The organism is Exiguobacterium oxidotolerans JCM 12280 (assembly GCF_000702625.1).
Lineage (GTDB): Bacteria > Bacillota > Bacilli > Exiguobacteriales > Exiguobacteriaceae > Exiguobacterium_A > Exiguobacterium_A oxidotolerans.
Window position 1 is genome coordinate 225,240 of the sequence record NZ_JNIS01000001.1, and the last position, 24,589, is coordinate 249,828.

Genomic DNA, 24,589 nt, shown 5'->3' on the forward strand with positions numbered 1-24,589 from the left:
CTTTCTTCGCTTAGAAGAAACCGAGTTTGTTCGGGCTATAGCTGACGAGAAGGTTTTTCGTCCGCTGGTAATGATTGAGCATCATTTTATGATTTTCTCGCCCAATCCCGGACATCTTGTAACCGCCGAATGCCGCGTGCGCCGGATACTGGTGGTAACAGTTCGTCCAGACACGTCCTGCTTCAATCGCCCGTCCGAAGCGATAGGCACGGTTCATGTCGCGCGTCCATACACCAGCACCGAGACCGTACAACGTATCATTCGCAATCTCAAGCGCTTCGTCATCCGTTTTAAACGTCGTGACGGACAGAACCGGCCCAAAAATTTCTTCTTGGAAAATCCGCATCTTGTTGTGCCCTTTAAAGATCGTCGGCTGGATGTAGAAACCGTCCGCTAGATCGCCGTCCATCTGATTGCGTTCTCCACCAATCAGGCATTCTGCACCTTCTGATTTACCGATTTCTAGATAAGATAGAATTTTTTCCATTTGTTCATTCGATGCCTGAGCCCCCATCATGACGTCGCCGTCAAGTGGATTGCCGAGTTTGATTGCTTTGACGCGTTCAAGGACTCGCTCCATGAACGGTTCATAAATCGACTCCTGAATCAACGCCCGCGATGGACAGGTACAGACTTCCCCTTGATTCAAGGCAAACATTAGTAACCCTTCGATTGCTTTATCGAAAAAGGCGTCATCGGCGTCCATGATGTCTTCAAAGAAGATGTTCGGAGACTTTCCACCCAATTCAAGTGTAACGGGAATAATGTTTTGTGACGCATACTGCATGATTAAGCGACCTGTCGTCGTTTCACCCGTGAAGGCGATTTTCGCAATCCGTTTGCTCGACGCAAGTGGTTTTCCTGCCTCTAAACCAAACCCGTTGACGATATTCAAGACGCCTGCTGGGAGCAAGTCTTCAATCATTTCAGTCAAGAGTAAAATACTGGCAGGTGTCTGTTCCGCCGGTTTTAAGACGACACAGTTTCCGGCAGCTAATGCCGGTGCTAGTTTCCAGACGGCCATCAGAATCGGGAAGTTCCACGGAATGATTTGACCGACGACACCGAGCGGCTCATGAAAATGATAGGCGACGGTATCGTTATCAAGTTCCCCGACAGATCCTTCTTGCGCCCGGATGACACCGGCGAAATAACGGAAATGATCAATCGCCAGTGGTAAATCTGCGTTTAACGTCTCGCGGACGGCTTTCCCGTTTTCTAGCGTCTCGGCGTAGGCTAAAAGTTCTAAATTTTCTTCCATCCGATTAGCGATTTTATTTAAGATGTTCGACCGTTCCGTGACCGATGTTTTTCCCCACGCCTCTTTGGCTGCGTGTGCGGCATCGAGTGCTAATTCGATATCTTCTTTTGACGAACGCGCGACTTGGCATAATACCTTCCCGGTGACCGGTGTGATGTCATCAAAATATTCTCCATTGACGGGTGCCGTCCATTTCCCGTTGATGAAATTTTCATAACGATCTCTGTACTGTACTTTTGACCCTTGCGTGTTTGGAATCTCGTAAATCATGACTGTTTTCCTCCCTCAAATAAAATGGTCAACCCGAGAAGTTTTTGTATGCGCTTTCATTTTGGTCTCCTGTAAAAAAACCCCTCATGTACATCCTAACAAATAAGTATGAAAAGTCAAAATTTTCCGTTAACTTTTCAAATAAAAAATACAAGACAGGAAACGGTCTCGTACCCTGTCTTGCATCTCTTAATCAACCTCTTATGAACGCGTCGTGTCGATGCCATCTTCGTTATCTGACGGAGAGTCTGAGTTTCCGAAGTCACTGACTTTACTAAAGCCATCCGTATCTCCATCAATATCTTTTCCAGTCGCTGTAACGGATGGATCGAGAACATCCTCTTCGACCGGACGTTGTTGCTCATTCAAGCTATTTTTTTCAGCTTCTTCTTTCGCATCATCAATGCATAAGAGTGTTTCAGGAATGATATCAAGACGCTCTAGCTCGATTTCTTTGCCACATACCTTACAGATTCCGTACGTGCCTTCTTCGATTGCTTTTAGGGCAAGATCGACGTCAGATAACATGTCTGTCTCTAAATCCGTGATCGCTTGATCCCGTTCGCGTAAGAATAATTCGTCACCTGAATCTCCAGGATGATTATCATAACTTGAAAGTGCGCCTTCGTCGTAATCTGTTTCACGGTTCTCGATGTTCGATTCGGTTTTATCTTTTTCCTTAAGTAGACGTTCTTTGAATTCCTCGATTTGTTTCGCTGACAACATGTTCATCATCTCCAATTCTCTATTCTGCTCTAATTATGTTTTAGCCGAATCAGAGGTATCTTAAACGTTCAGTTGCCGTTTATCAAAATCAGGAATAAAATCAATGTCATGTTTTTTGAAAACTGAAGAGATAGGGTTGTGACAGGGAGTTCGTCTGTCACGTAAAATCTTCAACGTTCACCTTGCGGATGACCGAAGTAGCGAAAACCAAGTAAAGTAGGCATCCGCGTAAAAGAAACTGACAAGATTAACTCTCAACCGTCGGGACGACGGGGTTAGCCTGATAACGTTTCGATCGATAGGTTGGATAACTCAGGAATCTTCCACCTCTTAGCATAGCGTAGGTAGAGGTAGTTCAAGAACATTTGTACGAACGAATCGACCCACGATAATCACAGATGACGGTCATGCATTCCTGCCCATCATGAAAACAAATTTGATGGCTTCTGCCATTCTTAGAAGTCGTGATATCATCAATCCATAGTCGTGATTCGTCTGCTGAAGATAACATCGCTACTTTTTCCCGAATCGAAAATAAGTCAAACGGCAATAAATTCAATGATTGAATCACGAGACCATATTTCCGAAACAACGGATCGAGTTGGTACTGCGATAAACTGTATAAACTTTTTTCCGAACCACCGATCAACAATTGGATTGAATGCGAAGGTTCATGGCTATCAATCCGTTCCTTTTGAAGAATGATTCTTCCACGAACACCAGACTCGTCGAAGATGCTTTGTACACGGTCTTGTGTAAACCGTAAACTCGACTCTTTAACATGAAGAACGAGATGCGCGAATTCTGCAAAGTCTGGTTTTCCGATTTCAAGGGATGGGATATGTCTGACTTCTTCACGTTCAATGATTTCAATCAAATCACGTTCGATTTGCGGATCAACCGTCTTTTCTGCATAAACACGGACATCGACGACATATTGATCAATCACGGTATTGACTTCAAGTGTATACATCAATCCTGTATTTTTATCTTGTTCAATCATCAATCGATTTAAAATCAATTGATGCAATAAGTCGACAGGTGTGTAGGAAAGAAACTGACTCGTATAAATCAAGTTTTTGAAACTACCCGATTTCCCATTCTTTGGTCGAGAACCATTGATCATATAGACATTCACTTTATAATTCAGCATGTTTCCACCTTCTTATAGTAAAAATCGAAACAGACAGGTTCCGTTTCTATAGCGTACAATCTATTTGATAGAAATAATATTCGTTTTCGAATATTCCAAATATCGTATACAAATTCTAGTGCATTTGTGTTAAGAATAGACATCGTTAAAAAGAAATCGGGCGTGCATCACTGAGGATGCACGCCCGATTTTTCTCCCCCTACCTAGCCACTTAAGCAAGCGAATTGATTGAATCATTGATTTGATTATATTGGCTGATGATTAATTGACCGAGACGCTCATTCGGCTGAAGGCCAAGATACGTCACTAAAGCCTCTTCAATCCCCTTTGTTTCGATAAATGTTTTTAATTCAACAGATTCCGAATCATTCGGGTCAAAATACGTTAAGGCCGCTGCGATTCCGAGTGCTAATCCGTTCGCTTCAATACCACGCTCCATCAATTCTCGCGCTGGTTTGACAAGGCGATCATTCGGACTGATTTTACGGATTGGCGAACGGGCAACACGAACGATTTCGTCATGAATCCGCGGATTTTCGAACCGTTGGATATTCTTTTGGATATAAGCACTATGCTCTTTCGCGTCAAATTCGTATTTTTCTAGTAACAACCATCCTGTTTCGTAAAGAGCCGTCTGGACCCCACGTCGCACACGATGATCTTGCAGGCTTTGGGCAATCGTTTCATGTTCGAATAATGCACCTAGATACGATGTGAGCGCATGACCTGTGTTGACAGTGAACAGTTTTCGTTCGATGAATGGCGTAATTTCCTCGACATATGTTACGCCTTCTAAAACTGGATAATCTGCCGGCAATTGTTTCGTTTCAATCACCCATTCAAAAAATGGTTCAACTTCAACGTACAACGGATCTTCATGACGTTGAAGCGGTACGATACGATCGACCGCTGCATTCGGAAAATAGCTTACAGCTTCAGTTAACGTTGTATGACGCGCCACTTCTGTTTGTAAGTGTGTCGATCCACCAATCATGTTTTCACAAGCGACGACATAAACGGGTTGATCTTTTGTCCGTTTTTCTAACCCTTTAGCAATCAGGGGTGCAATTTTCGAAAGCAGTGCTGGTCCGACGGCCGTCGTGACAATCTCTGCGTCCGCAATCGCTGCGATGACGTCGTTTGCTTCCGTCATACTATTGAGTGCCGTAACACCAGTCACGGTCTCATTTGCCATTCCTTCAGCTGCATAGCCGACTTCATATGTGCCTCGAGACTTTAGCTCGTCTACCACGGTCGTGTTGACGTCAACAAAACAAACTTCGTAATTTGATTTCACAAGTTGTAATCCGATGAAGCCACGTCCAATATTACCTGCTCCAAAATGAACGGCTTTCATTTTTACACCTCCATCGATAACAGTTCGATGATTTCTTGCTTCGTTTTCGCTTGAATCAACTGCTCGACATTGTCTTCATCTGAGCAGATCACTGCGATATTTGACAAAATCTCCAAATGCTCATCACCGACGCCAGCAATCCCAATGATTAATTTTGCTGGTTCAGTACCGAACGTTACACCGCCCGGGACTTGAAGAATCGATAATCCTGATTTTTCGACTTCACTTTTTGCTTCTTCCGTACCGTGTGGAATCGCCACATGATTTCCGATATATACACTCGACATTTCGTTTCGTGCTAACATCGAGTCCACATAGGCCGGGCGGACAAAACCGTGATCGACGAGGAGTTTCCCCGCCGCACGAATTGCCGCTTCTTCTGAATCGAATTGCTGATCGAGTAAAACCATATCTTCTGTTAGTTTCATTGCTGTTGCCATTGTAAATCCCCCTCTAATTTTTAAGAAATTTTATTACGTGCCTTTTCAATTTCTTGAACGAGCTGATCGTAATAGGCAGCATTCAAGAAGTTTTCGACCGAGCGATGTTCTGCATCCGGAACTTGTTCGACTGCACGTTCCGTCAAATCTTGGTGCGTAATGACGAACTCTGCGTCTGCTGGCAGGTTACTGATTGACGTGTTCGTCACCTTAATCGGCAAGCCAGCCTTGTTGATTTTGTTCCGGAGAACGGAGGCTCCCATCGCGCTCGAACCCATACCAGCATCACATGCAAAGATGATGTGTTCGACTTCAGCGAGTGATTTTATAGAATCTGCTGCGACAAGTGATGACGTGATCGAACTCTTACCTTTCATTGCACCGACATTCGCCGTTGCTTCTTCAAGTGACGTTTCCTTCGCTTTGCTCGTTTTGAGTAGGACAGCAGAAATTACGAACGTCACCGTTGCAGAGATGAGAACACCCGCAATCAAGCCGACATATGATCCACGTGCTGCCATCGCAAGAACAGCGATGATACTACCTGGTGAAGCCGGAGCGACAAGACCGACATCAAATATGACGAATGTCAAGATTCCACTCATTCCACCCGCGATCATACCGAGAAGAAGAACTGGCTTCATTAGTACGTATGGGAAGTAAATTTCATGAATCCCACCGATGAACTGGATGAATGCAGCACCTGGCGCAGTTTTTTTCGCTGCTCCTGAACCAAAGACTGAGTATGCGAGTAACAGTCCAAGCCCTGGACCCGGGTTCGCTTCAAGTAAGAACAAAACGGATTTCCCTGCTTCGCTGACTTGATCAAGACCAAGCGGACTTAAAATCCCATGGTTGATGGCGTTATTTAAGAATAAGATTTTTGCGGGTTCGATGAAGAGACTCGCAAGTGGTAATAATTGTGCACTGACGATTGCACCAACTGCTGCCGCCATAACATCATCCAACCCAGTCATGATCGGACCGAAAATTTCAAATCCTCCAATCATCAACAAACCACCGATGATGCCGACAGAGAAGTTGTTAACGAGCATTTCTAAACCTGGTTTCACTTTTCCTTCGATGAAATGATCAAATTTCTTGATGACGAATCCACCGAGAGGCCCCATGATCATTGCGCCAAGGAACATCGGAATTTCCGTCCCGACGATGACACCCATCGTCGCGAGCGCCCCGACGACACCCCCTCGTGCGTCGTGCATTAATTTACCACCAGTAAAACCAATTAAGAGCGGTAAGAGATACGTGATTGTCGGACCCACCAACTCCGCTAAACTTGCGTTTGGAGCCCAACCGGTTGGAATGAATAGTGCTGTAATGATTCCCCAAGCGATGAATGCACCGATGTTCGGCATGACCATCCCACTTAAAAAACTCCCGAATCGTTGTACTTGTACCCGTAATCCACGGATTCCTTTAGTTGCAGTTGCCATCTCTATAGCCTCCATTTCAATAAATTCAATTAGCCGTTCTTTGCTACATGTTTATTGTATATTGATTGCAAACGCTTACTCAATCTTACCTAGTTCGCGTTTTGGCAAGGTAGTTGGACAAGTAAAAAAGATAGCACGGCAGACAATGAAAAATGGAATTCGTCTCATGACGAATTCCATTTTTCATTGTCTATTCGATTCATTCATCACATCAAACTTCCGAAACGTTCAACTCCCGTTCAATCACTTTGCGGAACGTTTCATTGAGGACACCATCCAATTGTTGTTCATCGCCATATTCAAACTCAGTCGTCCGTTCTTCACTTTCAATGATTGCACCACTGATTGAACTCAGCAATTGAAGAAGTTCATCCGGTGCTTGTTCGGGCGCGACAAGTACTAAAATCCGCTCAACCGGATGGATGACTTGATCCATTCCGAGCAAATCGATAGCTTGATTCAGCTCAAACATTAAAAAGGCACCCTGTTTGATTGAACTGTCACGTCCATGGAATAACGCGAGCCGTGTCCCTGGAATTCCAAGACCTGACATTTCATGCCGCCGCAACAATTGTGTCGACAGCTGGACCGCTGAATGCGCGATATCTTTCGTAACCATCACATTACTTACTTCAAGAAGCAGCTCTTCTAGCCCTTCTGACTGTGAAGCAATCGACTCAATTGAAAAAAGTTCCGTCAATTCACGTGCCGTTTTCACGAGTTGTTCTAATCGTTTTAAATCTAACCACCCCTGTACCGCTTTCCGGGCAGGTGGTTTAAATGATTTCGGAAGCGAGACAAGCAGTTTTCTGACGCGATCGACTTCATCTTGTGGAAGTAAGGGGTTGACGAGCAAATGTGGTTGACTGATATCCGGCAACGGAACCGTCGATAATACAAAGTCGTAATCAGTCAAATTCAAACGATCAATCCCGAACAAGGAAGAGTTTTCGATTTGATCAAGTTCTAAAAATTCTTGACGCAACCGGTTCATCAATAATTTGGAAGAACCAAGTCCTGCTGAACATACGACCAGAACGCGATACGGAACTTTTATGACAGGTCTACTCAAAACCGCTCCAAAATGCATCACCCAAAATGCTAAATCATAATCGGCAAACGCTTGATCCGAAAAGACGGTTTGCGCCACTTGTTTAACCGAATCGAACAGCCGTGGATACTCCCTTTCAATCTGCTTGATGACATAAGATGGGTTGACGACGTTTTCTCGCGTATAGGACATGATATGGGAAACAAGTCCCCGCTCAAGAGCATTGTCTTCTGTAAACTGCTCTCCATATAAAAGAGAGACTTCCTCAATCAATCGCTTGACGCGTAATCGAATGACCAATTCTTCCGAACTGTCTAGTTGATCTTGTTGAAAATTGCGTAGTTCTTCTGAAATCCATTGACGCTCCGCAACTGTCAATACATAGGGTAGTCGTCGTCCGATGACATCGACCCGTTGAAGTACTTCGACCGGATACGATTTCAATTCATAGCGCATCGGAAACATTTCCATCCGCATCGCTTGGAGCGCTAAACTAAGTGTGGCTCGCATAATTAACCGGTCGCTCAGTTCTTGTTGCTTTATTACGGGAGCAATCACTGCATAGGATTGATTGATTGCTTCGACCCACTGATTACGCGCTGGATGCAAAAGATCGGGTAATTGATTAAGATCCCCTTGGAGCAACCGGTAAAAAGACAACACATCCCATTGCGTGAAAATAAGCGAAAGCAATAAACGACGCTTATTGATTTCTTCGCCGATGACTTCGGCTCCAATCCCCTTCTTCCGTTGCAGCTCTAAATCATACTGTTGAAACCATTCATCAATCCGCTCTAAATCTTGACTGATCGTACTCGGGGCGATATACATCGCATGTGCGAGTGCCTGTAATTTAATCATGCCAGGTTCTTGTAAAAGACGATAAGTGAGCTCAACTTGCCGGTCATCTGTCGAAGGTAATGCTTTATGTGATAGTAACAATGCCTCTCGGAGCTTCCGTTTATCACTTTCATCCCCAACGAGCACTAATCCTCTTCCTCGAATATAATCCAGTTCTAACTGAAAAGAAGCAATTGTTTGAGCAATCGGTTCTCGTTCGCGCTGAATGGTCCGTTCAGATGTTCCAAGCGTTTCTGCGATTTCTTGGACTTGAACAGGCTCTGTTTTCGTCAACAAATAAAATAAGACTTCACGTTCTCGTGTGGAAAACTCAACCACCCTCAATCAACTCTTTTCTTAATACAGTGATCACTTCATCGTAAGCCGCTTCAGACAACAGATGATTGACGATACATACGCGACAATCCGTTACCCCGGTCACTTGGCGGACAATCTTCTCAGGTCCGACGATCAGACGTATTTCAGTAGGTACATCCTTCAGACGATAACTCCGGACATCGACTTGCAACTGCTCCTGTCGCAGACGCTTTCGTAGCACGTTCGCTCCTAGAACGCTTCCTACTAGCCCAGAATCACAGACGAATCCGATTTCAAGACGTTTCACGTCATTATCCACCCCTTTTCTTTTATCCTAGCCGATGTCCTCTTGTGTGTGTTAACTTCGCAAGACTTTTTCGACAGTTCTTTTTTGATAATTGTCCCAAGTGATGGACAGAAAAAAAATTATCAACAAAAAAAGTCAAACAGGGAAACTTGAATGTTTCCCTGTTTGACTTTTAGTCATTTATCCCGTTCGAGTCATCAGTGACAGATGTTGTTCGACTGCTTCTGCCACTTCTCGCCCTTCGCGAATCGCCCAGACAATCAAGGACTGTCCGCGCCGTGCGTCCCCTGCAGCGAAGACACCCTTCCGATTTGTTGCATATCCCTTCGTCTTGATTTTCCCTCGCTCTGATTCAACGATGAGTTGATTCAAGACCGTCTGCTCGACTCCGCTGAAGCCGATTGCAATCAGCATCAAGTCGACCGGATAGTATTTTTCTGTTCCTTCAATTGCTCGGAATTCAACTGTCCCGTCTGCTTGCTTTACTTTTTCATTATGAATCGTCCAAACCCCTGTCAAGCGACCGGAATCACTTGTCGTGTAACGTGTGATCGCGATCAAATATTCGCGAGGATCACGTCCGAATTGATCGAATGCTTCTGCATAGCCGTAGTCAAGTGTAAAGAGGTTCGGTGTATCCGGCCACATGTTGTCGTTCGCCCGGACCTCACCTGGCATTTCATGCTTCCCGAACTGGACGACAGAACGGCAACCCTGTCTGAGTGCCGTCGCGACACAGTCCGCTCCCGTGTCTCCGCCACCGATGACGAGCACATCTTTACCTCGCGTATCGTGTTGCTCAAGCAGGGATTGATTCGACAACAGATGGCGCGTCACGCTTGTTAAATAGTCCATCGCGTAACCGACACCGCTCGTCGGGAGATTTGGTAGCGTTCTTGGTTCCGTTGCACCGACACAAAGAATGACGGCATCAAACGCTTGTTCAAGCTCGTCCAGCGTCACATCAAGACCGATCGTTACGCCGGTCTTAAAGAGAATGCCTTCTGCTTTGAGCAGATCGACACGACGCTCGACGATATCTTTTGATAACTTCATCGCCGGAATCCCGTACGTCAACAGACCTCCGATACGATCTTCCCGTTCAAAAACGGTGACTTGATGCCCTGCTTGGTTCAATTGATCGGCCGCGGCTAGCCCTGCCGGACCAGAACCGACGACTGCCACATGATGGGACGTCCGGTTCAATGGCATCCGCGGAACGACCCATCCTTTTTCAAAGCCGATATCGATGATTGTACGCTCGATCTGTTTGATCGCGACGGCCGGTTCATTAATCGATAACGTACATGAACCTTCGCACGGTGCGGGACAAACACGTCCCGTGAACTCCGGGAAGTTGTTCGTTTGATGCAGGCGCTCGAGCGCTCCTTTAAAGTCTCCCTCTTCGACGAGGAGATTCCACTCGGGTATCAAATTGTAGACCGGACAACCGATTTTGACATGTCCATAGGTCTCGCCGACATGACAAAACGGGGTTCCGCAATCCATACAGCGGCTGGCTTGTTCCGACGCCTCACTTTCAGAAAATGCTTCTTTATATTCATTAAAGTCTTGAATCCGTTCTGTACTGGCGCGCTCTCGTCCGGACTGGCGAGGAACACTCATGAATTTATCGCGTCTTTTCATTATTGACCTCCCGTTCCGCGTCCGAGGTGTGTCTCAAACGCTAACAACATCGCTTCTTCCGTGTTGTGTCCTTTTTTCGCATAATCGGCCATCAATGTCGTGACGACTTGATAGGTCGTCGGAATGACACGAATAAACGAACTCAAAACATGATCCCAGTTTGAAAGAATCGCATGTCCTTGTTCACTGTTCGTCCGTGCGACATGACGTTCGATAAATGTTTTTAAGCGTGCCGCTTCTTCCGTGTCTGTTACTGCGCCCATCGTGACGAGCTCGAGATTGACGCGCGAGCGGAACAACGCGATGTCTTTCGGTAAGACGTAGGCGACACCACCTGACATACCGGCAGCAAAGTTCTTTCCGACGTCACCGAGAATGACGACACTCCCGCCCGTCATATACTCCAAGCCATGATTCCCGATTCCTTCGACGACTGCCGTCGCACCACTGTTTCGGACGGCGAACCGTTCGCCTGCCTGTCCATTGACGTACAGTTCCCCACTCGTCGCACCATAAAGCGCGACGTTACCGATGATGACTTGCTCTGACGAAACAAAACTCGTCTTCATATCAGGACGAACCGAAAGAATTCCTCCAGATAATCCCTTTCCAACGTAATCATTAGCATCCCCGACGACGTTCAACGTCATTCCGCGAGGTACGTATGCCCCTAAGCTTTGTCCGGCTGATCCCGTCAGGTTCAATGTTAGGCGATCGGAAGGTAAGCCCATCTCTCCGAACATCCGTGTCAGACGTGATCCCGTATTCGTACCGATTGCCCGGTCTGTATTCGTAATCGCAAGCGCAAATGTTTGTTTTTCCGTAAACGCATCCTGATCAAGCAACGGAGCGATTTCACGGTGGTCAAATGACTTCGCGACAGCGTGATCTTGTGCTTGTGTCGATGTCGAATCATAGGTTGGTTGAACAAGTAGTCGAGAAAAGTCGAGACTGGCTGCTTTCCAGTGATTCGTCAAACGATCCGATGTCACTAAAAGATCCGTCCGTCCGACGAGTTCCGCTAGACTACGGACGCCGAGTTGAGCTAAATATTCACGAACTTCTTCCGCAACGAACGTCATGAAATGGACGACGTGATCGGCAGATCCGGTGAATTTTTCACGCAACTTCGGATCCTGTGTCGCGACACCGACCGGGCACGTATCTAAATGACAGGCACGCATCATGATGCACCCGACGGCAATCAATGGTGCTGTCGCAAATCCATATTCGTTCGCCCCGAGCATCGCTGCGATGACGACATCGCGTCCTGTTAGTAACTTACCGTCCGTTTCTAAGCTGACCCGTTCTCGCAGACCATTCAAGGCTAGCGTTTGATGCGTCTCAGCGAGCCCCAGTTCCCACGGTAAGCCCGTATGTTGGATACTCGTCTTCGGTGAGGCCCCCGTTCCTCCGTCATGCCCACTGATGACGATGACATCGGCAAGTCCTTTGGCGACACCGGCAGCAATCGTTCCGACGCCTCCTTTGGCGACAAGCTTGACACTGATCCGCGCCTCGTCATTCGCTCGCTTTAGATCGTGAATCAATTGAGCTAAGTCTTCGATTGAATAAATGTCATGATGTGGTGGTGGTGAAATCAGACCGACACCCGGTGTCGAAGCACGGACCCGTGCGATCCATGGATACACTTTTTCGCCTGGGAGTTGTCCCCCTTCGCCTGGCTTCGCGCCTTGTGCGACTTTAATCTGGAGTTCGTCCGCATGGGTCAAGTAATGACTCGTCACGCCGAACCGACCTGATGCAATCTGTTTAATCCGACTCATCCGTGAGTCGCCATTTTCGTCGAGTTGATACCGTTCCTCTTCTTCGCCACCTTCACCACTGTTGCTCTTACCACCTAGACGGTTCATCGCAATCGCTAGTGTTTCATGAGCTTCCTTCGATAATGAACCGTACGACATCGCACCGGTCTTAAAGAATTTGACGATTTCACTCGCGGGCTCGACTTCCTCGAGCGGAATCGGTGTCGTTTCCTTGAACGTCAACAAATGACGCAGGAAGGTGGCGGGTTCTTCTGCAATTTGATTTGAGTACCGTTTAAATAACTGATAGTCCCCAGTACGGCAAGCATGTTGTAACAAATGGATCGTCGCCGGATTGAACGCATGGTGCTCTCCGCCATTACGGTAGCGAAAGACACTACCTGATTCCAAGTAGGTTCGTTTCGTCCCTTCCTCATGTTGACGGTTCGCTTCTTTTTCAATCAAAGCGAGCGACAGACCACTAAGCTGAGAGACTGTTCCCGTAAAGTAGCGATTGATGACGTCCGTCGAAATCCCGACGGCTTCGAAAATCTGGGCCCCCCGATAACTGAAGACGGTCGAAATCCCCATCTTCGACATGACTTTGACGACCCCCTCCGTCACGGCGTCACGATAACGAACGGCGTTGTCCGCGTGTTTTTCACCAATCGCTTCATCGAGTGTCGCATATACGAGGTACGGGTAGATTGCGTCAGCCCCATAGCCGAGCAGTGCCGCGAAGTGATGCACCTCCCGCACTTCTCCCCCTTCGATGATTAAACTGACGTTCGTCCGAAGCCCCTTACGGATTAAATGGTGATGGACGGCACTCGTCACGAGCAGGATTGGCATCGGTATGGCCCCAGGTCGAATGTTCCGGTCAGAAAGAATCAACAACTCACAACCCGATTCAACGGCATGAACCGCTTCTTCGAGGAGCGTTTCAAGTGTATCTTCCATTTGATTCGTAAATAATGTTGATAACGTTTTTTGTTTCAATTTTGTTTGACTGAGCGCATGCGCCTCAGCCGGAACTAGCACCGGTGAATCCAAGCGGACCCGACGACAGTTTTTCCGGTTGGGCGTCAACAGTTCACCTTGACGCCCGAGCCAGGTCATCGTTGACGTGACGATTTGTTCACGTAACGCATCGATCGGCGGATTGGTGACTTGGGCAAACAATTGTTTGAAGTAACGGAACAACGATTGTGGTCGCTCACTTAATACAGCGAGCGGGATGTCCGTTCCCATCGCACCAAGTGGATCTTTTTTCTCCTCGACGAGCGGAATCAAGTATTGCTCGATATCTTCTCGCGTGTATCCAAACAGGCGTTGCGTCGTACCTAATTCCTCAATCGTTTCTGAGTGCATTAACGTCGGCAATTGAATCTGTTCTTCTGATAACCATTCCGCATAAGGATGACGCATCGCAAGATCCCGTTTCACTTCTTCGTCAGAAATCAGCTGACCGGAAGCAAAATCAAGCAAGAGGAGCTCACCAGGAATCAAACGTTTCTTATACAAAATCTCTTTTTCAGGAATCGGCAGGACACCTGATTCTGAAGACAACATAAAGTGACCATCGCGCATCATGATATAGCGGGCAGGTCTGAGTCCATTTCGGTCAAGTGTCGCGCCGATTTGTTTCCCGTTCGTAAATACGATGGCAGACGGACCATCCCATGGCTCCATCATACTGCTGTGATACTCGTAATACGCACGTTTCGCCGGTCGTACTTCCGCATGCTCGAATGGCTCTGGAACTAACATTAAAGCCGTTTCCGCTAACGTCAAACCAGACAAGTATAAAAATTCAAACGCATTATCGAGCATCGACGAGTCACTTCCTGATTCATCGAGGATTGGGAGTACATCATCCGCCCGACGACCATACGTCGTTTTCGCTAGACTTTTTTCGCGTCCACGCATTGCTTGAATATTGCCTTGTAACGTATTGATTTCTCCGTTATGAATCAAATAGCGGTTCGGGTGAGCTCGTTTCCAACTCGGGAAGGTGTTCGTGCTAAAACGCGAGTGAACAATCGCAAACCCCGATTGGTACCGTTCGTCACGTAAATCATCAAAATACTGGCCGAGTTGTTCGGTCGTGACAAGTCCTTTATAGACGATTGTCTCACTCGAACTACTGAGCACGTACTGTTCAATTCCGAGACGTTTTGCTTCTCGTTCAAACGAACGACGAATCATGAATAACGTTCGTTCGAAGGCCAACCCTTCAATGTCCTTCGCTTCAATGAAGCATTGGCGAATGACCGGCTCCGTTTGACGTGCCTTTTCACCAATCACCGTATTCGAGACCGGTACCGTTCTCCATTCAATCAACCGTTGTCCTTCTGATAAAATAATTGATTCTACAGCGCGTTCGAGTCGCTGTCTCGACCGTTCCTCCCGAGGCAGGAACATCATCATGACACCATAATCTCCTTTTTTCGGTAAGGTCACATTCCGAAATGTCTCCCGAAAGAGACGGTCGGGAATTTGAGTCAAGACACCGGCACCATCCCCTGTTTTCGCATCGCTCCCCTGTCCGCCTCGATGCTCCATCTGACACAGCATCGCGAGTGCATTTTCGACGATTTCATGGCTCGGTCTCCCGGTTCGGTGCGCATAGACTCCGATTCCACACGCATCATGTTCTTGCTTCGGATCATATAAACCTTGCCGTTCAGGCAGTTGATGAAATGACATAATTTCACTCTCCTTAACACGTTCTAAATTTTCTGTATATTCAGTTAAAACATACTTTACACTCTTTTATGATTATTCGCCACTATGTATAAACGAAACTATTATATTCAAATTACTTACGATTCCCTAAGATTAAACGATGATAGCGCTTACATTAAGATGAATAATCATTCTAATTATTTTTTCAGAAGAATTATTTCCGTTTAAATTTTATTTTTTGCAACGAGTGTTTCAAGCGTGGTATTTTTAATAAAGAGAAATCTATTATTTTGATTAGAGAGAGGAAGTACGTAATGAAAAATTCAGTAAAGTGGACAGGGCTCTTGATTGCAGGAACTACCCTGTTCCTTAGCGCTTGTGGTCAGGAAGAAGAGAAGACGACAGCATACGAAAAAATCGTCAAGGAGGGCACGTTGACAGTAGCTACTGCTGGAACACTTTACCCAACGTCGTTTCATGATGAAGAGAGCAACAAGTTGACTGGCTTTGACGTCGAAGTCGTTAAAGAAGTCGCAAAACGTCTCGATCTAAAAGTCAACTTCAAAGAGATGTCATTTGATGGTATGTTGACGAGCGTCAATACTGGACAAGTCGATCTCGCCGCAAACGATATTACGATCACAGAAGAACGGAAAGCAAAATTCGCATTTTCAAAACCTTACAAGTATACGTACGGAACGGCCATCGTTCGTAAAAGTGATTTATCTGACATACAATCTCTTGAAGATTTAAAAGGTAAAAAAGCAGCCGGTGAGGCAACGACGACTTACATGCAAATCGCTAAAAAATATGGTGCAAAAGAAGTCACATATGATAATGCAACGAACGATCAATACCTCCGCGACGTCTCGAATGGTCGAACGGATGTCATCTTGAACGACTATTATCTTCAAAGCCTTGCCGTCGATTTCTTCAAAGACTTCGACATCACGATCCACCCGGACATCGCCTATAACCCGAGTCAAGTCGGTCTTATCATGGATCTTGATAATAAAGAGCTCCAATCAAACATTAACGCTCAAATCGAGGCGATGAAAAAAGACGGTACGCTCGCAAAATTATCAAAACAATATTACGCCAACAAAGACGTTTCAAAAATGCCTGACGTCAAGACGACAATCGTGGATGTGAATTGAGCAATATCGACTGGCGTTCCGTGTTTAATCCTGAGCTAGCGGTTGATGCGTTCCCCTATATCTTAGGAGGACTTGGACATACGTTATGGATTGCATTCGCAAGCATGGGATTAGGTCTGATATTCGGCTTGTTGCTTGCACTTGCTCGTTTATCAACGTCTCGTTTTTTACGCCTGACTGCGACGCTCTATATCTCATTCATGCGCGGTGTACCGATCCTCGTGATTCTTTTCATGCTTTACTTCGGGTTACCTGTGATCAATGTCGAACTCGATGCGCTAACAGCAGCGATAACGGGCTTCAGTCTCAACAGTGCTGCGTACATGGCAGAAATCATTCGCTCCGCCATTTTATCTGTCGACAAAGGACAAAGAGAGGCTGCCCAGTCCCTCGGCCTCTCTCCTTATCGTGTCCTAGTCGGAATCATTCTTCCGCAAGCGATTCGTTTGGCGATCCCGCCTTTATCGAACGTGTTACTCGATTTAGTCAAAGCGTCTTCTTTAGCTGCGATGATTACCGTCCCAGAAATCTTTCAGCGTGCAAAAATCGTCGGTGGCCGCGAATTCGATTACATGACGGTCTATTTCGTAATCGCCTTCATCTACTGGGGAATTTGCGCCTTGATTGCAGCTGTACAAGAAGTCTTAGAGCGTCATTTTGCTCGTTATCTCTAACCGACAAAAAAAACACCGTTTGCTTAATGAGGAAAGCTGTCTCGTTAAGCAAACGGTGTTTTAGCCCTGTCTATAATTTTTAGCTAAAAAGGGTTCGATTTGTATAGCTTGGAGAGGTTTATGGAACAAATAACCTTGCAACGTATGACACCCTAACTGATTTAATAACCTCGCTTCTTCGACTAACTCGACCCCTTCAGCAACAATCGTCATGTTTAACCGTCTCCCTAACTGAATAATCATCTCGACGATCGCACGCTTCTCATCCGAACGGATTGCTTCCTGAACGATTTCTTTAGGAATCTTCAACTGGTCGAACGGTAATTCTACGAGTGTTTGCATTGAAGAAAAACCTGTTCCGAAATCATCGAGTGCAATCCGAATCCCATGAAGGTGAAGTTCGTTCAAGGTTTCGATGATTTGATTGGTTCCTTCGATAAAGATATGTTCTGTCATTTCAATTTCAAGCAAGTATGCCGGAAAATGTGTTTCTTCAAGAATCGTCAGTACTTTTTCGGTAAAGTCAGATTGCCTTAATTGCCACGGAGAAACATTAACTGCAATCGTAATCGCTCCATGTCCTTGATCCAACCACGTTTTTCCTTGCGCGCAGGCGCGCCGCATCACCCATCCTCCTAGCGTTTCAATAAAACGCGTCCGCTCCGCGATCGGAATGAACTCTAACGGAGAAATCATTCCATACTGGGGATGATTCCAACGCACAAGCGCTTCCGCTCCAGTAATTTTATGACTGTCTGCTTCTACTTGTGGTTGAAACAGTACAAAAAAATCTCGATCGAGTTCTGCATCGTACAAATCGCGTGTCAGCTGAAGCGCTCGCTTGCGCTGGTTTTGAGTCTCTATATCCGTAATCGCATACGTGTTCTTTCGATTCGATTTAGCTGTGAACAATGCAATTTCTGCATCATTGATGACATGATCAATGGATTCGTCATAAATAAAAGAAACACCGATGCTCGCTGTGACATTAATTTGCTTGAAGTCAATTTGTACGCGTTCAGCGACACATGTTAAAACCTCCTCGCATAGCAGTTCAATACCAGCACCACCTTTCGCATGGAGTAAAAAAGCACTCCCGCTTGCTTTGGCAACTAAACAATCAGGAAAACGATTCATGAGTCTACTCCCAACCATATGCAACGTGCGATCCCCCGTCCGGTAACCGAAGGCATCGTTGACCGTTTTGAAGTCATCTAAATCAATTAAACAAATCGCATCTCCTTCGCTTGAAATTTTTTCGACTTCAAGAACGAAATAGGATCGATTGGCGAGTTTTGTTACCGGATCAAGAAAGGCTTGTTCTTGTAAGCGTGAAAGATACTCGATATTACGTTCTAATCGTGTTACGTATTGACGATGAATCAATAAACTAATGAGTGCAGCAATGATGACTAAGCCGATTCGTGCGATATAATCTGCTGTATTAGTAGCGGACGTGACGTTCGGTGCATTAAACCAAATGTATAAGAGCGAAATAATCGTCGTCCCCGTCGCATATCCGAGCATCGTTCGATTAATGACGACAAGAGAACTCAATAAAAATAGAATCGCAGCTGCCCAAACGGTCTGAGCACCACTTTCGAGGAAGGGATAATAGATGAATGGAATTAGTAAAAAGACACTCGACATCACGTGGGGTTTAAGACGATCCGACATATTACTTTTCCCAAGCAGAAATTGACAAATGCCTACGAGAAAAATAAGGCCAGCACGTAAAAGGTCATACCTATTCAAGCCGGATGTACTGAGTAAACTAGCAAGCACATACAAAATCGCACCCGAGCTTGTCAGAACTAAAATGATGGAGCCAAACAACTGATAGTTCGCTTTTGCTTCTCGATTATACTGAAGACTGGCGGAAGAAGGTCGCTGCTGATTTTTCATAGGAATCCCTCTTTTCTGTTCTACCCAATTGTCTTTTTCCTTTAGATCCTACTTATAAAACCTAATTTTTTCTAAAATAATGATTTAGTTGGAAAAGTCTAAATGAAAAGAGAAACGGGTATTCATTAAAAGAAGCAAGAATTATATGCTAAGAAAGGAGCTTAACGATGAGCCATCTGCTGTTTATCGAAGCCAACGATAGTACACATCAATCGAAAAGTCTTAGTTCACAGATGAATAACGCATTCCTTGCTTCCTATCGCAAGGAACATCCAGAAGATGAGATTACCATCCTAAACTTATTTGAAGAACGCCTTCCTTTTTTTGATTTACGTCTCGCTAAATCTGCCGCGAAGCTATTTCGAGGGGAAACGCTCGATCAAGAGGAAGCCGAACAGGCGGAACGGTTACAAGAGTATTTAAATCGTTTCTTAGAATCAGAAAAAATCGTTTTTTCTTTTCCAATGTGGAATTTAAGTGTTCCTGCCCCCTTGCATAACTATATGGATTATCTCGCGCAATCTGGGCAAACGTTTCATTATACTGCGGAAGGATCCGTCGGACTCGTGACTGGTAAACGTGTACTACTCTTACATTCTCGTGGAGGTGACTATTCAACGCCTGATAAAATCGAATCCGACCATGCCGTACGGTATATGCAGGACATTCTGCAATTTTTCGGAATCACGGATGTCGAATCCATCATTCTCGAAGGGCACCAACAGTATCCGAGTCAAGCAGCAGAACTAATCGAAAAAGCCCTCTCATCATGTGAGAAGGCTGGGATGGATTTTTAGATACGATAGAGCAAGTATTCGACATGGCTATCAATGACTAGCTGTTCATAGTTAGGCATGTTGAATGCTTTAAATATCGTATAAGAAAGTGTAAAGTCTTTCTTTATTTCGTCAATATTACCACCCATTTTTTTATTAAAATAACCACGTTGGTAATAAAAATGACCTAAAAATGATCCATCATCCAATGCGAGACTTTCCTTTATTCCCACGTTCGCTGTTTCAAATCCCTTCTTATAATTCCCTTGAAATGATAACTGTTGCGCATGATTATAAATGATTTTGAGGCGAGTTTTTTTCAATTCTATCGTATCATAATTTAAATCTAAAATTTCTTCGTATACATTTTCAGAGTGAATGAATTGATCATTTTCAAAATAAAAATTTGCAATGGCCATTTTGATTCGAAGAAACATTTTGGGAGACTCAAACCAGATGTCTTCTTTATCCGCTAAATGTGCGAGTTGCGAAATACTCGAGCGATAGTCTACCTTTTTTGACCGTTCAGCACTTACTATTTCAAAGTACCTTGCTAAGAGCACAATCTCATTATTAAAAACTGATTGTTTGATTTTTTCTATCTCGATTAACAGTCCGTCAAAATTTTGCTCACGAAATAATTCAGTTAGACGACGATCAACTTCTCGGAACTGTTCGCTTTGATGTTGATCTTGAAACAATAACGATATCGGTACACGAAGACGCTTCGCAATTTGTTGTAATAAATCGATTGTTGGAGAATTTCGTCCATTCTCAATTTTACTGATTTCTGCTTGACTACAAATTCCGTCACATAAAGCTGCTTGTGTCATTTTTTTTCTTTTCTTATTCGTTTGATTTCGTTTCCGATTGATTTTGGTAATGTAGTATCCATCTACCTACTCCCCTAGCTAACAAAATCTATTTCTATTAAGTTAAAAGGTAAATAATAAAAAATGTTTTCTTCCATCTTTCACAATTTTCACGTAGTTCGATAGTTCTACTGCAGAAAAAAGTGTATAAGACATTGTATAATCATATTCAATTTGCGCTACATCATTCTCTAGCTTTTCATCGAAATTTGCTTTCTGATAATAGAAATGACCTAAAAATGAAGTATCAAATAATTGCACACTTTCATTGATTCCTCTTTCTGTCACTAATTTACCTTCTTTATAATCACCTTGAAAAAAAGTTGTTGCGCGTGATTATAAAGAATTTTTATTCGTAATTTCTTTAATTCAGTCGTATTAAAATCCATTTCCAATAGTTGAACGTATACCTTCTTTGAATGAACAAATTGTTGATTTAAGTAATAATAGTTTGCGATCGCCATTTTAATTCTCAAATACATGAAAGGTGACTCATACCAAATCGCTTCTTGTTCGGTCAAATACGATAATTCTGAAATACAAGTACGATAATCAATGTTTTTTTCCCCTCTAAGGCAACTAAATCAAAGTACTTAGCTAATAACACAATGTCCTTATTTTCATTTGATTCAATGAGTTTTTTCGAGCGTGAAATTAATTCATCAAATTGATGAGTACGAAAAACGTGCGTTAGTTCCCGATCATGTTTCTGAAAAGAAATAGACTCAGCATCACGATCAAACAATCTAGAAATCGGAACATTTAAACGCTTTGCTAATTCTTGCAACAATTCGATCGTAGTTGAAATTTTCCCATGTTCAATCTTACTGATTACAGCCTGACTGCAAATTCCATCGCATAGTTCCTGTTGTGTCATATTTTTCTCAAATCGCAATAACTTAAGTTGCCTTCCTACTAATTTTGAAAAAGAAGCCATATGATCATCGTCCTCTTTTTATTTTGGTTTATGGTGAAACTGTTTTAAAAATTGTTTTTTTGTATCTTCAACAATTTTTACATAACGCTTCATTTCTAATGCTTTAAACAATTCGTAAGCCATCGTGTAATCATTTCGAGTACGATTATCGAAACCATACATTTCTTCATAACATTCTGCACGTTGATAATAGAAATGGGCGATATAAGATAAGTGATTCAACTGCGCACTTTGTTCAATTCCCGTGGTACAAATCAAAACGCCTTTTTTAAATCCCTTGATTTTATATACTAATTTGGCGTGATTATACAGAACTTTTAGTTGTTGTACTTTCATTGTTACAGATAAGAAATCGGTAGTTTCTAATTCTTTATATATTTTTTCAGCTTGTGTAAATTGTTTGTTTTCCGCATAAAAAATCGAAATCGCCATTTTTATTCTTATATACATCATTGGTGCGTCATATACCAAATCTTTAGAGTTAGCCAACTGCAATAAAATCACTGATGCTGTTCGAAAATCAATTCGTTGCAATCTATATTCGGCTATTACTTGATGATATCTAAGTAATAGCTTGATTTCATCATCACTCTCCAGGGAAAAGCGATTTTCTATCAATAATAACAGTTCTAAGTATTGTTCTTCTCTCATTAAACTAAGAAGCTGGCGATCAATATTTTGAAAACGATCAGTCATTTCATAATCTTCAAGTAAAGTAGTAATTGAAGTACCTAGTCGTTTCGCGATTAAGCCTAGCAACTGAACCGTTGGTGAATTTAGACCGTTTTCTATCTTACTTAACTCCGCTTGACTACAAATCGTATCACTTAACTCACTTTGCGTTAATTTTTTTTCAATCCGTTTTTGTTTTATTCTTTTTCCAACTGAATGATGTGATGTCTTCATAACTTTCTCACTCAGACCCCTTCCAGATATTCTTGAACTGGCTCCATCTACACTTCGCTTAGAAATGGTTGAAGACGAAACGCGAACAACCAATGGTCTTCGCGATCACGATTTCCTACTCTTTTGTCGAATATATTCTGAATTTGTAGGCCTTGTGTGACAACATGATGTTCACCTTCTTGCAAAGCATATACCCGAAAGAGAGGTTGGCGATTCGTCTCCCACTTTCACTAGGGCTTCACCCGTATCGTTTAGAAGTGGGCGTATTCTCGCCTAATTTGATAAAAAAAAGTCCCCCGTCCAAGTTAATTTTACTTGTTACGGAAGACTTATTATTCGATGCTTCCGGCGAGAATCGAACTCGCACTGCAGCATTACCATTGCTGAGGTCTGCCATTAACCTACGGAAGCGTACATATTTCTGATATCAGTATAGCTTAGATGAATTATTTCTTCAATAAAAAAACTGACAGACGTTGCCAAGTCTGCCAATTTAGAAGAGTTATTTACTTATAATACGGTTTTTGTTAGCGAATTATCGAACACGATAAGAACTGAGTAATGTTCGTCTGCTTTTGATGCAACGAATGTAGAAAACTTAAGTGTAATGATTGAATTTGAACCGACTCCGTTTTCTTCGAAGAAATGATTCATTCGTTCTTCTAACTCCTCAGGCGTACGTCCTACCAATACTTTTGAATGCAACATCTTATTCACCCCGTCTATTTTTTGTGTACGATTATGGTTTTTCCCAAAAGCGTACACTCTAAAACCTACAATTTTTCAGCTTGCTGAATTTCAATCCGTTCGCTAAGGTGAAGACATGCATACTATTTTACGAAGGAGTCGAGGCAAATGAAAGATCACATGTTTGATGAAATCATTGATAAAAAATTGACAGGTTCGGTCAAATGGGACGGCTTAAAAGATTTATATGGAGCAGAAGAATTACTTCCGATGTGGGTCGCCGATATGGATATCCGACCAGCAGATTCGATCGTCGGGGCATTAACAAAACGGATTGCACATGGTCATTTTGGTTATTCCCTATTCGAAGATCGAGCCAAACAAGCCATTCAAAACTGGTTTTTGAAACGTTATGATCAACAGATTGAACAATCATCGCTCCTTTATTCAAGTGGCGTCGTCCCTGCTCTAGCACACAGCCTATTGGCACTGACCGATGAGGGTGACGAGGTCATCATTCAAACTCCCGTTTATCCTCCATTTCACCAAATCATTCAATCGAATAATCGAACGCTCATTGAAAATCCACTTCGTTTGATTGCGGGACGTTATGAAATTGATTTCTTGAGTCTTGAAGCACAGATGAAAACTGCGAAAATGATGATTTTATGCAGTCCGCATAATCCAACCGGTCGGGTGTTTAATCGGAGTGAACTAGAAACGATTGTTGATTTGGCCAAGAAATATGACGTTTATCTTCTATCCGATGAAATCCATGCTGATTTGATTTTTTCCGGTAACAAACACCATCCGATTTCAGCATTTTCATATGAGAAGGCAATTCTCGTCAGTGCACCTTCAAAAACATTTAATATCCCAGGACTTTATGCTTCTTACCTCGTTGTTCCGAACGAAAGCATTCGTTTAAAAATCGAACGTGTCCAGCAAGCAAACTTTGTTCATCCGAACGCGCTTGCCTCGACGGCAATCATCGCTGCCTATGAGGATGAAGCGAGCGAACAATGGCTCGACCAGCTTCTCGTATATTTAGAGCAAAATCGTGATCATGCCCTCAAACGAATCGAAACGGAGATGCCGTTACTATCTGTCGTCAAACCCGATGCAACCTTTTTACTTTGGATTGATTTTGAGCGCCTCGGATTGACAGAAGATGACCGTGCGTCTTGGCTCGTCGAACAAGCATCCCTCGCCTTAACCCATGGAAAACCATTCGGAACGAATGGCGTGACATTCGAACGTTTGAACTTTGGATGCCCACGGCGCCAACTAGACGAAGCACTCGACCGGCTACATGCCGCGTATCTCACCTTGAACTAAATATTTTATACATCAAACAGACTAGCACATGCTAGTCTGTTTTTATTTCCAGACATTAT

General features: G+C 43.9%; 19 protein-coding genes, 1 tRNA gene and 2 pseudogenes. 4 read left to right on the plus strand and 18 right to left on the minus strand.

The features are described from left to right. Window positions 1-10 precede the first annotated feature (10 nt). From adh to gltB, 10 genes are all read right to left on the minus strand, one after another. Window positions 11-1,531: an aldehyde dehydrogenase gene (gene adh / locus P403_RS0101275; protein WP_029330467.1), complete on the minus strand. Its 1,521-nt coding sequence runs from the start codon at window positions 1,529-1,531 to the stop codon at window positions 11-13. A gap of 201 nt (window positions 1,532-1,732) precedes the next feature. Next, a complete protein-coding gene (locus tag P403_RS0101280; RefSeq protein WP_029330472.1) occupies window positions 1,733-2,257 on the minus strand; it encodes a TraR/DksA C4-type zinc finger protein in 525 nt (174 codons plus the stop codon). 355 nt (window positions 2,258-2,612) lie between these two features. Continuing rightward, complete coding sequence (locus P403_RS0101285) at window positions 2,613-3,410, minus strand: hypothetical protein (protein WP_029330473.1); 798 nt, start codon at window positions 3,408-3,410, stop codon at window positions 2,613-2,615. A gap of 211 nt (window positions 3,411-3,621) precedes the next feature. Further along, window positions 3,622-4,767, minus strand: a complete 1,146-nt coding sequence (locus P403_RS0101290; protein ID WP_029330474.1) for a mannitol-1-phosphate 5-dehydrogenase — start codon at window positions 4,765-4,767, stop codon at window positions 3,622-3,624. A gap of 2 nt (window positions 4,768-4,769) precedes the next feature. Continuing rightward, the gene (locus P403_RS0101295) at window positions 4,770-5,207 is read right to left on the minus strand and encodes a PTS mannitol transporter subunit IIA (protein ID WP_152638909.1); all 438 of its coding nucleotides are present in this window, start codon (window positions 5,205-5,207) and stop codon (window positions 4,770-4,772) included. A 20-nt stretch (window positions 5,208-5,227) separates the two neighbouring features. Beyond that, a complete protein-coding gene (locus tag P403_RS0101300; protein WP_029330476.1) occupies window positions 5,228-6,661 on the minus strand; it encodes a PTS mannitol transporter subunit IIBC in 1,434 nt (477 codons plus the stop codon). A gap of 211 nt (window positions 6,662-6,872) precedes the next feature. Next, window positions 6,873-8,891, minus strand: a complete 2,019-nt coding sequence (locus P403_RS0101305; RefSeq protein WP_029330478.1) for a BglG family transcription antiterminator — start codon at window positions 8,889-8,891, stop codon at window positions 6,873-6,875. After that, window positions 8,884-9,177: a PTS sugar transporter subunit IIB gene (locus tag P403_RS0101310; RefSeq protein ID WP_029330480.1), complete on the minus strand. Its 294-nt coding sequence runs from the start codon at window positions 9,175-9,177 to the stop codon at window positions 8,884-8,886. Before P403_RS0101310 ends, P403_RS0101305 begins: the two co-directional genes overlap by 8 nt. A gap of 180 nt (window positions 9,178-9,357) precedes the next feature. After that, window positions 9,358-10,824 carry a glutamate synthase subunit beta gene (locus tag P403_RS0101315; protein ID WP_029330482.1) on the minus strand — a complete coding sequence of 489 codons (1,467 nt, stop codon included), beginning with the start codon at window positions 10,822-10,824 and terminating at the stop codon, window positions 9,358-9,360. Then, window positions 10,824-15,299 (minus strand): glutamate synthase large subunit, encoded by a 4,476-nt coding sequence (gene gltB / locus P403_RS0101320; protein WP_029330483.1) that lies wholly within the window; start codon window positions 15,297-15,299, stop codon window positions 10,824-10,826. The genes P403_RS0101315 and gltB overlap by 1 nt, the downstream gene beginning before the upstream one ends. Before the next feature lie 293 nt (window positions 15,300-15,592). On the opposite strand from gltB, the gene P403_RS0101325 reads away from it, so the two are divergent. Further along, window positions 15,593-16,435: a transporter substrate-binding domain-containing protein gene (locus tag P403_RS0101325; RefSeq protein WP_029330485.1), complete on the plus strand. Its 843-nt coding sequence runs from the start codon at window positions 15,593-15,595 to the stop codon at window positions 16,433-16,435. After that, window positions 16,432-17,109, plus strand: coding sequence for an amino acid ABC transporter permease (locus P403_RS0101330; protein ID WP_029330487.1), 678 nt, complete (start codon window positions 16,432-16,434; stop codon window positions 17,107-17,109). Before P403_RS0101325 ends, P403_RS0101330 begins: the two co-directional genes overlap by 4 nt. Before the next feature lie 60 nt (window positions 17,110-17,169). On the opposite strand, the gene P403_RS0101335 is transcribed toward P403_RS0101330, so the two are convergent. Further along, complete coding sequence (locus tag P403_RS0101335) at window positions 17,170-19,014, minus strand: putative bifunctional diguanylate cyclase/phosphodiesterase (protein ID WP_029330489.1); 1,845 nt, start codon at window positions 19,012-19,014, stop codon at window positions 17,170-17,172. A gap of 167 nt (window positions 19,015-19,181) precedes the next feature. On the opposite strand from P403_RS0101335, the gene P403_RS0101340 reads away from it, so the two are divergent. Continuing rightward, on the plus strand, window positions 19,182-19,811 hold the full coding sequence (locus tag P403_RS0101340; RefSeq protein ID WP_029330493.1) for an FMN-dependent NADH-azoreductase: 630 nt from the start codon (window positions 19,182-19,184) through the stop codon (window positions 19,809-19,811). Here the strand turns inward: P403_RS0101340 and P403_RS0101345 are convergent. From P403_RS0101345 to P403_RS0101375, 7 genes and pseudogenes are all read right to left on the minus strand, one after another. Further along, on the minus strand, window positions 19,808-20,623 hold the full coding sequence (locus tag P403_RS0101345) for a helix-turn-helix domain-containing protein (protein ID WP_029330495.1): 816 nt from the start codon (window positions 20,621-20,623) through the stop codon (window positions 19,808-19,810). The two genes, P403_RS0101340 and P403_RS0101345, sit on opposite strands and share 4 nt — an antisense overlap. 102 nt (window positions 20,624-20,725) lie before the next feature. Continuing rightward, window positions 20,726-21,183 (minus strand): annotated as a pseudogene (locus tag P403_RS16990) (hypothetical protein). Beyond that, the gene (locus P403_RS16250; protein WP_051667278.1) at window positions 21,180-21,599 is read right to left on the minus strand and encodes a helix-turn-helix domain-containing protein; all 420 of its coding nucleotides are present in this window, start codon (window positions 21,597-21,599) and stop codon (window positions 21,180-21,182) included. Before P403_RS16250 ends, P403_RS16990 begins: the two are co-directional and overlap by 4 nt. A gap of 18 nt (window positions 21,600-21,617) precedes the next feature. Then, on the minus strand, window positions 21,618-22,505 hold the full coding sequence (locus P403_RS0101365) for a helix-turn-helix domain-containing protein (protein WP_029330502.1): 888 nt from the start codon (window positions 22,503-22,505) through the stop codon (window positions 21,618-21,620). Window positions 22,506-22,566: 61 nt separating this feature from the next. After that, window positions 22,567-22,671: pseudogene (locus P403_RS16495) on the minus strand (helix-turn-helix domain-containing protein); the annotation flags it as partial. Window positions 22,672-22,845: 174 nt separating this feature from the next. Then, window positions 22,846-22,916, minus strand: a tRNA-Thr gene (locus P403_RS0101370). Between the two features lie 99 nt (window positions 22,917-23,015). Continuing rightward, window positions 23,016-23,213, minus strand: coding sequence for a hypothetical protein (locus tag P403_RS0101375; protein WP_029330508.1), 198 nt, complete (start codon window positions 23,211-23,213; stop codon window positions 23,016-23,018). Window positions 23,214-23,360: 147 nt separating this feature from the next. Here P403_RS0101375 and P403_RS0101380 point away from each other — a divergent pair, with 147 nt between their 5' ends. Continuing rightward, window positions 23,361-24,530, plus strand: coding sequence for a MalY/PatB family protein (locus tag P403_RS0101380; RefSeq protein ID WP_029330510.1), 1,170 nt, complete (start codon window positions 23,361-23,363; stop codon window positions 24,528-24,530). Window positions 24,531-24,589: the final 59 nt, after the last annotated feature.

Bases quoted from the DNA above. Each gene is read 5' to 3' on its own strand.
- P403_RS0101325 (WP_029330485.1), top strand. From the start codon at position 15,593: ATGAAAAATTCAGTAAAGTGGACAGGGCTCTTGATTGCAGGAACTACC.
- adh (WP_029330467.1), bottom strand. From the start codon at position 1,531: ATGATTTACGAGATTCCAAACACGCAAGGGTCAAAAGTACAGTACAGA.
- P403_RS0101315 (WP_029330482.1), bottom strand. From the start codon at position 10,824: ATGAAAAGACGCGATAAATTCATGAGTGTTCCTCGCCAGTCCGGACGA.
- P403_RS0101340 (WP_029330493.1), top strand. From the start codon at position 19,182: ATGAGCCATCTGCTGTTTATCGAAGCCAACGATAGTACACATCAATCG.
- P403_RS0101375 (WP_029330508.1), bottom strand. From the start codon at position 23,213: ATGTTGCATTCAAAAGTATTGGTAGGACGTACGCCTGAGGAGTTAGAA.
- gltB (WP_029330483.1), bottom strand. From the start codon at position 15,299: ATGTCATTTCATCAACTGCCTGAACGGCAAGGTTTATATGATCCGAAG.
- P403_RS0101345 (WP_029330495.1), bottom strand. From the start codon at position 20,623: ATGACACAAGCAGCTTTATGTGACGGAATTTGTAGTCAAGCAGAAATC.
- P403_RS0101295 (WP_152638909.1), bottom strand. From the start codon at position 5,207: ATGGCAACAGCAATGAAACTAACAGAAGATATGGTTTTACTCGATCAG.
- P403_RS0101300 (WP_029330476.1), bottom strand. From the start codon at position 6,661: ATGGCAACTGCAACTAAAGGAATCCGTGGATTACGGGTACAAGTACAA.
- P403_RS0101335 (WP_029330489.1), bottom strand. From the start codon at position 19,014: ATGAAAAATCAGCAGCGACCTTCTTCCGCCAGTCTTCAGTATAATCGA.
- P403_RS0101365 (WP_029330502.1), bottom strand. From the start codon at position 22,505: ATGAAGACATCACATCATTCAGTTGGAAAAAGAATAAAACAAAAACGG.
- P403_RS0101285 (WP_029330473.1), bottom strand. From the start codon at position 3,410: ATGCTGAATTATAAAGTGAATGTCTATATGATCAATGGTTCTCGACCA.
- P403_RS0101290 (WP_029330474.1), bottom strand. From the start codon at position 4,767: ATGAAAGCCGTTCATTTTGGAGCAGGTAATATTGGACGTGGCTTCATC.
- P403_RS0101380 (WP_029330510.1), top strand. From the start codon at position 23,361: ATGAAAGATCACATGTTTGATGAAATCATTGATAAAAAATTGACAGGT.
- P403_RS0101280 (WP_029330472.1), bottom strand. From the start codon at position 2,257: ATGTTGTCAGCGAAACAAATCGAGGAATTCAAAGAACGTCTACTTAAG.
- P403_RS16250 (WP_051667278.1), bottom strand. From the start codon at position 21,599: ATGGCTTCTTTTTCAAAATTAGTAGGAAGGCAACTTAAGTTATTGCGA.